Consider the following 12,091-nt stretch of genomic DNA (forward strand, 5'->3'; position numbering starts at 1 on the left):
ATCGTTGTAGACGCAAAACCGGTTCCCACTTTTGCGCACGATGCTCTAGCCGTTACAGCAGGGCATTCACCTGCTCGACAAAGCGCAGCACCGAAATGGGCTTCGACACATAAGCCTGCGCCCCCGCGCCGCGAATCCGGTCTTCGTCGCCCTTTCCGGCATAGGCGGTCACGGCCATGATGGGGACAGATGCCAAACGCGGATCGCGCTTCAGCGAGACGATCAGGTCGAGGCCGCTGACATGGGGCAGGTGAATGTCGGTAATCACCAGGTCCGGGCGGAACTCCAGCGCTTGCGAAACGACGTCGCGCCCATCCCGCAATGGCAGCACTTCATGGCCATGCGCGCGCAGAAGGTCGCAAAAAAGTTTGAGATTGAGTTCGTTGTCCTCGACAACGAGCACGCGCTTTGCCACCAGTCACCCGCGTTAAATGATGCGCATTGTAAAAGCGCGCTGATACAATTGCCCCTTGCCGAGAATCAATCATGCGTTCCGACAGCCCCGATAGCAAGCAACTTGGCCCGGCCGATGGCGAAGAGGCCCTGACGCTGGCCCTGATGGCGCTTGCCTGGACGCTGGGCGATGAGCAGCGGGCGGATCGGCTGCTGGCGCTTACCGGACTGGATGCGGACGCGTTGCGCGCTGGCGTGAATAATCCTTCGGTTTTGCGCGCGGTGCTGGATTTTCTGGCCGATCATGAGCCGGATTTGATAGCTTGCGCAGAGGCGTTGGATACCAATGCGGCGGCGCTGATCGCGGTGCGGCGGGCTCTGGGTCGATGAGCCGCCCCCTGATCATCACGGATTGCGACGAGGTGCTGCTGCACATGGTCGTTCCTTTCCGCGAATGGCTGGACGAGCATCATGCCGTGCATTTCGATATGCGCGAGCGTGGCTTTGCCGAGGCGCTGCGCCACAAGGACAGCGGCATCCCGCTGGAGCGCGAACTGGTCTGGCAGCTGCTGGTGAGCTTTTTCGATACCGAGATGCACCGCCAGATGCCGATTGCCGGGGCCGTCGAAGCGATGGGCAGGCTGTCGCGCATGGCCGATATCGTCGTGCTCACCAATATCGGGGAGCGGCATCATCAGCAGCGCGTGGAGCAGCTGGCGGCGCATGGCCTCGATTTCCCGGTGCATTGGAACCATGGACCCAAGGGCGCGCCGCTGGCCGCGATCGTCGCCGAGCGGCGGCCGTCAGCCGCGCTGTTCATCGACGACCTGGCCGAGCATCATGAATCCGTAACCGAGCATGCGCCGGGCGTGTGGAGATTGCATATGGTAGGCGAGCCTGCAATTTCGGCTGATGTCGATGCCGCCCCCTATGCCCACGCCCGGATAGACGACTGGGCAACGGCGGAGAGGTGGATCGTCGATCGGCTTGCCGACGGCTCCGCACCACTAAACACTGATAACCCAGATGGAGTCCCAAATGAGCGTTGAAGCCCGCCTTGCCGAACTTGGCATCACCCTGCCCGCAGCAGCCGCGCCGGTGGCCGCTTATGTCGCAGCAGTGGAAGCCAATGGCCTGCTGCATATTTCCGGCCAGATTTCGCTTTCCGAAGGACAGTTGATGACGGGCCGTCTCGGCGAAGATCGCGACCTTGATTATGGCGTCAAGGCGGCGCGGGCCTGCGGCCTCAACCTCATTGCCCAGATCAAGGCGGCGCTGGGCAGCCTGGACCGGGTTGAGCGGATCGTGAAGCTGGGTGCTTTCATCAGCAGCGCCCCGAGCTTCACGGACCAGCCCAAGGTGGCCAATGGCGCGTCGGAACTGATGGTCGAGGTCTTCGGCGAGGCAGGCAAGCACGCCCGCAGCGCGGTCGGCGTGCCGGTGCTGCCGCTGGGCGCGGTGGTTGAGATCGACGCGGTCGTCCTTGTCCGGCCTGCGGCCTGATCTTTCCTTCCTGACCGCCCGCCCCTTCGCCCATCGCGGGCTGCATGGGGCGGGCATCAGTGAAAACGGCATGGCCGCTTTTCGCGCAGCCATCGCGCAAGGCTATGGCATCGAATGCGATGTCCGGCTGAGCGGGGATGGCGTCGCGATGGTCTTTCATGACGCCGCCCTCTCACGAATGACCGGTGTCGAGGGGATGCTGTCGGACCATCGGGCCGAACGCCTTGAGCAGATGAGGCTGGCGGACGGCGGCGGCATTCCACGGCTGGAGACGCTGTTGCAGACATGCGGGCAAACGGTCCCGCTGCTGATTGAATTGAAGGTCACGGGCCGCCATGTGGCGCCCCTCTGTGCAGCGGTAGCAAGCGATCTGGCAAGGCATCCGGATGCCTTGGCCGCCGTCATGTCCTTCAACCCCATGGCAATGCGCTGGTTTGCCCGGCACATGCCGCAGACGGTGCGAGGCCTGGTGGTGACGGAGCAAGATGACGCAGGATGGCGCGCCGCCGCCCGGCGCGGTCTTGCACTTTGGGTGGCAAGACCCGACTTTATCGCTTGTGATGTTCGTGACCTTCCTTCCCGTTTCGCGGCGCGGGCGCGTGCGCGCGGTCTGGCCGTGCTGACCTGGACGGTGCGCACGAAGGCCGATCATGCTGCCGCTGCGGCGCATGCGGACCAGATCATATTCGAGGTTCCGCGTGACTGAATGCCTCGTGCGGGTAGCTGGCGGGGTTGCGGAACTGCCTCGCGATCAGTGGGACGCCTGCGCCGGAACCGCCAACCCCTTCATGAGCTGGGATTTTCTGGCCGCGCTGGAACGATCGGGCAGCGTTGGTCCAGGAACCGGGTGGCAGCCCTTGCCGATGCTGATCGATGGTGCGGACGGACGGATCGGAGCCGCTGCGCCGCTCTACGGCAAGACCCATAGCCAGGGCGAATATGTGTTCGACCATGGCTGGGCCGACGCGTGGGAGCGTGCCGGGGGCCAATATTATCCCAAGATTCAGCTCGCCGCGCCCTTTTCCCCTGTTCCGGGGCCGCGATTGCTGCTGCGCGAGCCGACGCTGGCATCGGCGCTGATCGGGGGGATCGAAAGCCTTGTCGAGAGCAACGATCTGTCATCCGCCCATGCAACGTTCATCGAGCCAGCGCAGGTGTCGCTGTTCGAAGCGGCGGGCTGGCTGATCCGCGAAGACAGCCAGTTCCACTGGATCAATCGCGACTATCGCGACTTCGACGATTTCCTCAGCAGCCTTTCGAGCGCCAAGCGCAAGAATATTCGCAAGGAACGAGCCCGCGCGGTCGAGGGTCTGGAGATCGTCCACCTGACCGGCCGTGACCTCAAAGAAGCGCATTGGGACGCCTTCTGGCATTTTTACCAGGATACCGGATCGCGGAAATGGGGGCGGCCCTATCTGACGCGGGCCTTTTTCTCGATGCTGGGGGAAAATATGGCGGATCGGGTGCTGCTGATACTGGCGCAGCGTCACGGCAGGCCGATTGCGGGAGCGCTCAACCTGATTGGTGAGGAGGCGCTCTATGGCCGCTATTGGGGTTGCGCCGAGGACGTACCCAACCTGCATTTCGAGCTATGCTATTATCAGGCGATCGAGATTGCCATCGCGCTTGGGTTGTCCCGGGTCGAGGCCGGAGCCCAAGGGGGACATAAGCTGGCGCGGGGATATGGACCGGAGCCTACTTATTCAGCGCACTTCCTGCCCAATGCTTCGTTCCGCCGGGCCGTCGCTGAATTTCTCGCCGCCGAACGGACTGGCGTGCAACAGGACCGGATCTGGCTTAGCGAACGGGCGCCGTTCCGCAAGCAAGGCTGACGATCAGGCGGCGCGCAGTTGGTTTGCGGCAATCCAGGCGCGCGCCTGGCGCTGCGCCTCGGCGATTTCGCGAGCCGTCATTTCTTCGGCTATCTCGGCGCGCATCACCTGCCCTTCCTCATTGCCACGCAGCGCGGCGAGGTTGAACCATTTATGCGCTTCGATCAGATCGACTGACTTACCGCCGGTTCCGCAGCTATAGGCGACGCCCAGATCGAAACAGGCCTCCGCCGATTCCCAGCCCGCCACTGGCAGGCGGCTTTCCATCAGAAACTGAGCACTTTTCAAACTGTTTGCCACGACCGAATCCCCCTGTGGATTTCGAGATAATGGTTTTCGACAGCCACCACGGTGCACCGGCATGGGATAAAAAATGGTTAACGCGGATTTGAGGGTTTATGCATCAGCGCCCGAAAGTCCTGGATGGCACAAGGTTAATGCGGCGGGTTGCGTGATGTTAAGCTGGCATAGCAGCCGGATTGATCCCATAGCCGCGCCATGACCAACCCTTCTCCCCCGGTCGCCATCGGACAACCAAAGAAAGACATCGGCTTTCGCGAATTCGTGGTGCTGAGCGCTTGCCTGATGGCGATGAATGCGCTGTCGACCGACCCGATGCTGCCTGCCCTGCCCGCGATCGGGCACGATCTGGCGGTGGCAAATGCCAATGACCGGCAGTTGATCATCAGCGTCTATTTTCTGGGGCTGGGCGTGGGATCGCTGCTGTTCGGGATTTTGTCGGATCGATTCGGCCGCAAACCCGTGATGGGCAGCGCGCTGGCGCTGTTCATTGTATCGACCATCGGCTGCGCGGTGGCGCAAAGCTTTCCTCTCATGCTGTTGGGCCGGGCGTCTGCGGGCTTTTTCGCCGGAGCGAGCCGGGTGATCGCCGTGGGCATCATCCGCGACCGGTTTAAGGGAGACGCGATGGCCAGGGTCATGTCGCTCATCCTCGCCGTATTCATGTTGATACCCGTGATGGCGCCCAGTTTTGGGCAGGCGATCCTCTGGTTCGCGCCATGGCGATGGATATTCTGGATTCTGGCTATTCAGGCGGCGCTGATCCTGATCTGGATGGTCATACGCATGCCCGAGACGCTGAAGCCCGAAAACAGGCTGCGGATGAACCCATCAACGATCTTTCGCACCATGGCGGTGGTGCTCACCAATCGCAGTTCGGCAGGCTATATGCTGGCGAGCGGCGTGGTGATGAGCGGGCTCATCGGCTTCATCCTGTCGGTGCAGCAGATTTTCTTCGACCTGTTTCATGCCCAGTCATTCTTCCCGATAGCTTTTGCGATCATGGCGGGCAGCATGGGGGTCGGCAGCCTGCTGAACAGCCGGCTTGTATCGCGATTCGGCGCGCGGCGGCTGAGCCAAGGTGCGGTTCTGTCCATGATCGCGACGAGCGCCGTCCATCTTGTCGTGATCGCGTCTGGTCGGGAAAGCATGTTCACCTTCATGTTCTTCCAGTCGGCGACGATGATGGCCGTCGCTTTCACCGCGTCCAATTTCGGCGCGATTTCCATGGAGCCCTTTGCCAAGGGCGCGGGCGCGGCGTCTTCCTTTCAGGCGTTCCTGACCACGGCGCTGTCCAGTGCCTTGGGTAGCGTGGTCGGGCGGGCGTTCAACGGGACGACCATACCTCTGACGATCGGTATGCTGGCGTTCGGGATCGCGGCGCTTCTTATCGTGCTGTTCGCCGAACGCGGGAAGCTCTTCACCCGCCCGCATCATGGTGCGTTGCGAGAACCGGAATTCGACCCCGTCCACTAAAAAGCAAGGCGGCGATCACGCCGCCGCCTTCCTCAGTTGATCAGGCGTCGCGTCCGCCCGGCGTATGCGCACCGGGCATCGGTGGCACCGGCATCGGCGGGACATCGGCATCCTGCTCATGCGTCTCGACGAGGCCTCGCGCGACATGGCTCTTGCGATAGCCATAGAGGAAATAGAGCAGCAGCCCCAAGCCGCCCCAGACCGGAAGCACGAGCTGCGCATCCACAGGCAGGTTGAAGAAGAGGAAGAGACAGCCGAACGCCGCCATCGGCGCGATGAACCAGATGGCGGGCGTTCTGAAGGGGCGCGGACGATTGGGATCGCGTACGCGCAGCACCAGCACGGCGATTGCCACCATGAAGAAGGCAAAGAGCGTGCCGGAATTGGAAATGTCAGCCAACTGACCCACCGGCAGCAGCGCCGCGGCGATGGCGACAAAGACGCCCGTCACCATGGTTACGATGTGCGGCGTCTTGAAACGCGGATGGATGCTGGCAAGCTTTTCCGGCAACAGCCCGTCGCGCGCCATCACGAAGAAGATGCGGGTCTGGCCGAACATCATCATCAGGATGACCGAAGGGAGCGCGAGATTGGCCGCGAGGCCCAGCGCGTTTCCGACCACGGTCCAGTTGATGGAGCGCAGAACATGGGCGAGCGCCTCATTCGAACAGACCAGATCCCCCGCATGGGCGGCGGTCGCGCAGGCCTGAGCGAAACCGACCGATCCCGGTGCCACGATCGAACCGTCCAGACCAAGGACCGGCTGAGCGCCAATGGCACCAATCGCACCCGCAGCGACCAGCAAATAGAAGACGGTGCAAATCGCAAGGCTGCCGATAAGGCCTATAGGCACGTTGCGTTGGGGATTCTTGGTCTCCTCCGCTGCGGTCGAAACGGCATCAAAGCCCACATAGGCGAAGAAGATGGAGGCCGCCGCACCAACAACGCCCATCCCGCTCGTGCCCTGAGGTCCGAACCACCCGTTGGGCGTGAAGGGGGAGAAATTGCCCTTGTCCAGCGCGGGCAGTGTCAGCGCGATAAAGGCGGTCAGCGCCGCGACCTTGATCGCGACCAGCACCGCATTGACCCGCGCGCTTTCCGTGGTGCCGATGACGAGCAAGGTGGTCACTGCCAGCGCGACGACGATGGCCGGAATGTTGATGACGCCATGCGAAAAATCGGCATGCGGGATGAAGCCGTTGAAGCTCCAGCCAGGCCCTGCTGACAGGGCGTGGGGTAGCTCCAGTCCCGTCATGCTTTTCATCAAACCCATGAAATAGCCGGACCAGCCCACCGAAACGGCGCTGGCGGCCACGGCATATTCCAGGATCAGCGCCCAACCCACCATCCAGGCGAGCAATTCGCCCACCACCGCATAGGTATAGGTATAGGCTGAGCCCGACACCGGCACCATTGATGCCAGTTCCGAATAGCAAAGCGCGGCGAAGGCGCAGACCGCTCCGGCAATGACGAAGCTCCACATCATGCCCGGCCCGGCCTTTTGCGCGGCGGCGGCGGTCAGTACGAAAATGCCGGTCCCTATGATGGCACCGACACCCAGAAGCGTGAGCTGTATCGGCCCCAATGTCCGAACGAGCGACTTTTTTTCCGCGGTCGCCAATATGGCGTCCAATGGCTTGATGCGCCCGAAGATCATGCGTGGAGCCCTTTGCCTGTCATCTTGTCCCCGATCGGCCGCGAAGCCGACCCGTTATATCTGACGCAGAGACTATCGCCTATTGTGGCCCGCGCAAGTATGTTGCGCGGCTTCGGCACATTTGTCCAAGGGAGCTACTGATGATCGAACTGCTGCGCGCCGCCAGCCTGCACGATGTGCCGCATGGCTTTGCCGGGCGTCGTGGCGGTGTGTCGGGCGGGGTGCATGCTGGCTTGAACGTGGGCCTGGGTTCAATGGATGAGCGAGAGGCGATCCTGCGCAACCGCGACCTGGCGAGGGATGCGCTGCTGCCCGGCGCGGCGCTGGTGACCGTGCGGCAGGTCCATTCGCCGGACGTGGTGACCATCACCGGCGCAATAGATGAGGCGGATCGCCCGGCGGCCGATGCCATGGTGACGGATCGCCCCGGGCTTGTCCTCGGCATATTGACGGCCGATTGCGTGCCGGTGCTGCTCGCGGACCCCGGAGTCGGGGTGGTGGGCGCGGCACATGCGGGTTGGAAAGGCGCCATGTCGGGAGTCACGGACAGCACGCTGGCGGCGATGGAAAAACTGGGTGCCCGGCGTGAGCGGATTAGCGCCGCGATCGGCCCCTGCATCGGCCGCGCCTCTTATGAGGTCACAGTCGATTTCGCCCGCAATTTCGAGGAAGAAGATGTGGAAAATGGCCGCTTCTTCTCCGCTGGGCGCGAAGGCCATTGCCAGTTCGACATCGCGGCCTATGTCGCGGCGCGTTTGGCTCAGGCAGGGATCGGCCGGGTCGAGATGCTGGATGAGGACACCTATAGCCAGCCAGATCGCTTTTTCAGCTATCGCCGTTCCTGCCATCTGGGCGAGCCAAGCTATGGACGGCAGATTTCCATGATTGCCGTCGGCTGATGCAGCAGCCTGCGTCGGGTGGTCAGTCGGCCGGCAGTTGTGGATCGACCCCGGTCAGCTCAATCGAAAGATCCCAAAGCCGCCGGGCATCCTCAGTACCGCTGGCGCGCTTGTCGATCAGCGCAGGTCCTGACTCACCGCGCATTTCCCATCGCCCCTGGGGTCCGAAATAGTCACCACCCTTCGCGTTCGGATCGGTAGCAGCCTGAAGAGTCGGCCACGCTGCCGCCGCCACCGGATTGAAAAGCGGCCGCACAATCGGCAACAACGGCTTTGTCCATCGGGGAAGATGGCGCATGAGTTCGGTCAGGGAAACGCCGGGATGGCAGCCGATGGCGCTCACCGGAGATGCCGCAGCCCGTAGCCTTCGGTCGAGTTCAAGGGCGAACAGCAGGTTGGCCAGTTTGCTTTGGGCATAATAGACGTTGGGACTGTAGCCTTTCTCGGCGTTCCAATCGTCCCACAGCATGCGCACCTGACGATGTGCCAAGCTGGATGTAACGACCACCCGCGAACCGGCGGTTTCAGCGAGCTTCGGCAATAGAAGCGCCGTCAGCGCGAAAGTCCCCAGATGGTTCACGCCAAATTGAAGCTCGAATCCTTGGGTCGTGCGGGTAAGGGGCGGTATCATCACGCCCGCATTATTGATCAGCAGGTCGAGCCTGGGTTCTCTGGCGACCCTGTCGGCTGCGGCTCGGACGCTTCCCAGATCTGCCTGATCGAGTAGTATGAGATCCAGTTTCGCGCCTGGAGTTGCGGCCGCAATCCGCGCCATCGCCTTCGCGCCTCTATCAGCGTCGCGACAGCCGAGCAGCACCCGCGCGCCTTTCGCTGCCAAAAGCTTGGCGGTCTCAAAGCCGATACCGGTGTTAGCGCCGGTGACCAGGATCGTGCGGCCGTCCTGACCCGACACCTGCTCATTGGCGAACCCCATTCCCGTCTCCCGCTTTTTCCGCCTTATCGATCCTTAGTCACCAATCGTGGGTGAGAAGACAAGGCTAATCAGCTTAGCGCATGGCATGGAGGTGTCGGCGTAGCAGCACCGCGAGTTAAGGAAGGTGCTGGACGTTTCGGCATTGCTCGAGATGTTTGGAAAAACTTCTGTCGTCCTTTGGGCTTGCGCGCCCTATAAACGACGAAACCCCCGGCGTATTACGCTGGGGGTTTTCGTTTGTACACCGTTGGTTGCGGGAGCAGGATTTGAACCTGCGACCTTCAGGTTATGAGCCTGACGAGCTACCGGGCTGCTCCATCCCGCGTCACCAAAGGCAAAAGGGCGGCTTTATGGGCCGCCCTTTTGTGAACATGTGATGGGTTTTTATTTCCAAAAGCGCAAGCTTCAATGCCTGGCGACGCCCTACTCTTCCGGGGCTTGAGCCACAGTACCATCGGCGCAGTCTGGTTTCACGGCCGAGTTCGGGATGGGATCGGGTGGGTCACAGACGCTATGGTCACCAAGCAATGAAGCTTGCGCTTTGGGTTATAATCGATGCCGTGCACGGTATTTGGTGTTTGTATTTGTTATCTGGCTTGAGGTGATCACCACGCTCAATGGCCGACGCTGTTTCCAGCATTGTCATTGATGGTGGGACTCTCAGGCGCGATCAGAGCAATTAGGACCGGTTAGCTCCATATGTTACCACACTTCTACATCCGGCCTATCAAGGTCGTGGTCTACGACCGCTCGAAGAAATCTTATCTTGAGGGAGGCTTCCCGCTTAGATGCTTTCAGCGGTTATCCCGTCCATACATAGCTACCCTGCTGCGCCCTTGGCAGGACGACAGGTACACCAGAGGTATGTTCAACCCGGTCCTCTCGTACTAGGGTCAACTCCTCTCAAATTTCGACGCCCACGGCAGATAGGGACCAAACTGTCTCGCGACGTTCTGAACCCAGCTCACGTACCACTTTAATTGGCGAACAGCCAAACCCTTGGGACCTGCTCCAGCCCCAGGATGTGATGAGCCGACATCGAGGTGCCAAACGATTCCGTCGATATGAGCTCTTGGGAATCATCAGCCTGTTATCCCCGGCGTACCTTTTATCCGTTGAGCGATGGCCCTTCCACGAGGGACCACCGGATCACTATGACCGACTTTCGTCTCTGCTCGACTTGTCAGTCTCGCAGTCAGGCGGGCTTATGCCATTGCACTCTAACAGACGGTTTCCAACCGTCCTGAGCCCACCATCGCGCGCCTCCGTTACTCTTTAGGAGGCGACCGCCCCAGTCAAACTACCCGCCACAGAGGGTCCCTGCACCGGATAACGGTGCGAGGTTAGACATCAGAAAACAACAGGGTGGTATTTCACCTATGGCTCCACGACAACTGGCGTCATCGCTTCAAAGCCTCCCACCTATGCTACACAGTTCTTTCCTAATGCCACTCTGAAGCTGCAGTAAAGGTGCACGGGGTCTTTCCGTCTAACCGCGGGTACTCCGCATCTTCACGGAGAATTCAATTTCGCTGAGCATATCCTGGAGACAGTGGGGAAGTCGTTACGCCATTCGTGCAGGTCGGAACTTACCCGACAAGGAATTTCGCTACCTTAGGACCGTTATAGTTACGGCCGCCGTTTACCTGGGCTTCAATTCAGAGCTTGCACTCCTCCTCTTAACCTTCAGGCACCGGGCAGGCGTCAGGCCCTATACGTCGTCTTGAAGCCGACTTAGCAGAGCCCTGTGTTTTTGCTAAACAGTCGCTACCCCCTGGCCTGTGCCCCCCACAAAAAGTTGCCTTGATGTGGGGCCTCCTTCTTCCGAAGGTACGGAGGCAATTTGCCGAGTTCCTTCAGGATACTTCTCTCAAACGCCTTGGTATACTCTACCATTCCACCTGTGTCGGTTTAGGGTACGGTCTATACGGAGGGGCTATTTCCTGGGACAACTTCACAGCCTGGACCAATCCAATAAGGCCAGACCATTTACGCCATCCGTCACACACCTCCAGGCCCACGAATATTAACGTGGTTCCCATCGACTACCCCCTTCGGGCTCGTCTTAGGGGCCGGCTTACCCTGCTCAGATTAGCTTTAAGCAGGAACCCTTGGAATTTCGGCGACAGTGCATCTCACACTGTTAATCGCTACTCATGTCTGCATTCGCACTTCCGATACCTCCACGACCCATTACCAGATCGCTTCAACGGCCTACGGAACGCTCCGCTACCGCGTGATCGTAAACGATCACACCCTAAGCTTCGGTGCACGTCTTGAGCCCCGTTACATCTTCGCCGCAGAACCTCTTATTTAGACCAGTGAGCTGTTACGCTTTCTTTAAAGGATGGCTGCTTCTAAGCCAACCTCCTGGTTGTTTTGGAAGTTCCACATGCTTTCCCACTTAGACGTGACTTGGGGACCTTAGCTGTAGGTTAGGGCTGTTTCCCTTTTGACGACGGACCTTAGCACCCGCCGTCTGTCTGCCGAACTAGACTCGTTGGTATTCGGAGTTTGGTTAGTATTGGTAGATCTCGCGACCCCCGCAACCATCCAGTGCTCTACCCCCAACGGCAATCATTCGACGCTCTACCTCAATAGATTTCGCGGAGAACCAGCTATTTCCCGGCTTGATTGGCCTTTCACCCCTAAGCACAACTCATCCGATAATTTTTCAACATTAAACGGTTCGGTCCTCCAGTGCGTGTTACCGCACCTTCAACCTGGTCATGCATAGATCGCCGGGTTTCGGGTCTAATGCATCAAACTCTGTCGCCCTATTCAGACTCGCTTTCGCTGCGCCTACACCTAACGGCTTAAGCTTGCTTGATACACTAAGTCACAGACCCATTATGCAAGAGGTACGCGGTCAGGTCTCAAGGACCCTCCCACTGCTTGTAGGCATCCGGTTTCAGGTACTGTTTCACTCCCCTCATCGGGGTGCTTTTCACCTTTCCCTCACGGTACTGGTTCACTATCGGTCATGTACGAGTATTTAGGCTTGGAGGGTGGTCCCCCCATGTTCAGACAGGGTTTCACGTGCCCCGCCCTACTCAAGTCCTGTTGTTTCGCTTTCGCATACGGGACTGTCACCCGC

11 protein-coding genes, 1 tRNA gene and 2 rRNA genes (1 of these 14 running past the window's edge) are annotated in these 12,091 nt (G+C 60.3%); 7 read left to right on the top strand and 7 right to left on the bottom strand.

Annotated features, from left to right (window positions below; translation table 11 throughout):
* Window positions 1-52 precede the first annotated feature (52 nt).
* Entirely contained in the window at window positions 53-415 is a 363-nt protein-coding gene (locus ACZ5TH_RS10990; protein WP_196224854.1) for a response regulator, read from the bottom strand.
* Between the two features lie 71 nt (window positions 416-486).
* Here ACZ5TH_RS10990 and ACZ5TH_RS10995 point away from each other — a divergent pair, with 71 nt between their 5' ends.
* From ACZ5TH_RS10995 to ACZ5TH_RS11015, 5 genes are all read left to right on the top strand, one after another.
* Window positions 487-783: a DUF3572 family protein gene (locus ACZ5TH_RS10995; RefSeq protein WP_464793933.1), complete on the top strand. Its 297-nt coding sequence runs from the start codon at window positions 487-489 to the stop codon at window positions 781-783.
* On the top strand, window positions 780-1,442 hold the full coding sequence (locus ACZ5TH_RS11000) for an HAD family hydrolase (protein WP_464793934.1): 663 nt from the start codon (window positions 780-782) through the stop codon (window positions 1,440-1,442). Before ACZ5TH_RS10995 ends, ACZ5TH_RS11000 begins: the two co-directional genes overlap by 4 nt.
* Window positions 1,432-1,896, top strand: a complete 465-nt coding sequence (locus ACZ5TH_RS11005) for a RidA family protein (RefSeq protein ID WP_464771520.1) — start codon at window positions 1,432-1,434, stop codon at window positions 1,894-1,896. Before ACZ5TH_RS11000 ends, ACZ5TH_RS11005 begins: the two co-directional genes overlap by 11 nt.
* 70 nt (window positions 1,897-1,966) lie before the next feature.
* Window positions 1,967-2,602 (top strand): glycerophosphodiester phosphodiesterase family protein, encoded by a 636-nt coding sequence (locus tag ACZ5TH_RS11010; RefSeq protein WP_464795102.1) that lies wholly within the window; start codon window positions 1,967-1,969, stop codon window positions 2,600-2,602.
* On the top strand, window positions 2,565-3,728 hold the full coding sequence (locus ACZ5TH_RS11015; RefSeq protein ID WP_464793935.1) for a GNAT family N-acetyltransferase: 1,164 nt from the start codon (window positions 2,565-2,567) through the stop codon (window positions 3,726-3,728). Before ACZ5TH_RS11010 ends, ACZ5TH_RS11015 begins: the two co-directional genes overlap by 38 nt.
* A gap of 3 nt (window positions 3,729-3,731) precedes the next feature.
* Here ACZ5TH_RS11015 and ACZ5TH_RS11020 read toward each other — a convergent pair whose 3' ends face one another.
* The gene (locus ACZ5TH_RS11020; protein WP_460987013.1) at window positions 3,732-4,028 is read right to left on the bottom strand and encodes an SEL1-like repeat protein; all 297 of its coding nucleotides are present in this window, start codon (window positions 4,026-4,028) and stop codon (window positions 3,732-3,734) included.
* A 198-nt stretch (window positions 4,029-4,226) separates the two neighbouring features.
* Between ACZ5TH_RS11020 and ACZ5TH_RS11025 the strand changes: the two genes are divergently transcribed.
* Window positions 4,227-5,504 carry a multidrug effflux MFS transporter gene (locus ACZ5TH_RS11025; protein ID WP_464793936.1) on the top strand — a complete coding sequence of 426 codons (1,278 nt, stop codon included), beginning with the start codon at window positions 4,227-4,229 and terminating at the stop codon, window positions 5,502-5,504.
* Between the two features lie 40 nt (window positions 5,505-5,544).
* On the opposite strand, the gene ACZ5TH_RS11030 is transcribed toward ACZ5TH_RS11025, so the two are convergent.
* Window positions 5,545-7,161: an amino acid permease gene (locus ACZ5TH_RS11030; RefSeq protein WP_449474474.1), complete on the bottom strand. Its 1,617-nt coding sequence runs from the start codon at window positions 7,159-7,161 to the stop codon at window positions 5,545-5,547.
* 140 nt (window positions 7,162-7,301) lie between these two features.
* On the opposite strand from ACZ5TH_RS11030, the gene pgeF reads away from it, so the two are divergent.
* Window positions 7,302-8,060, top strand: a complete 759-nt coding sequence (gene pgeF, locus ACZ5TH_RS11035) for a peptidoglycan editing factor PgeF (RefSeq protein ID WP_464793937.1) — start codon at window positions 7,302-7,304, stop codon at window positions 8,058-8,060.
* A 22-nt stretch (window positions 8,061-8,082) separates the two neighbouring features.
* On the opposite strand, the gene ACZ5TH_RS11040 is transcribed toward pgeF, so the two are convergent.
* From ACZ5TH_RS11040 to ACZ5TH_RS11055, 4 genes are all read right to left on the bottom strand, one after another.
* On the bottom strand, window positions 8,083-8,973 hold the full coding sequence (locus tag ACZ5TH_RS11040; protein ID WP_464793938.1) for an oxidoreductase: 891 nt from the start codon (window positions 8,971-8,973) through the stop codon (window positions 8,083-8,085).
* A gap of 269 nt (window positions 8,974-9,242) precedes the next feature.
* Window positions 9,243-9,319 (bottom strand) — tRNA-Met (locus tag ACZ5TH_RS11045).
* 85 nt (window positions 9,320-9,404) lie between these two features.
* A 5S ribosomal RNA gene (gene rrf / locus ACZ5TH_RS11050) occupies window positions 9,405-9,519 on the bottom strand.
* Between the two features lie 134 nt (window positions 9,520-9,653).
* Window positions 9,654-12,091 (bottom strand): 23S ribosomal RNA (locus ACZ5TH_RS11055); it runs 361 nt beyond the window's last position.

It is taken from the genome of Sphingobium sp. TomTYG73 (assembly GCF_055394245.1).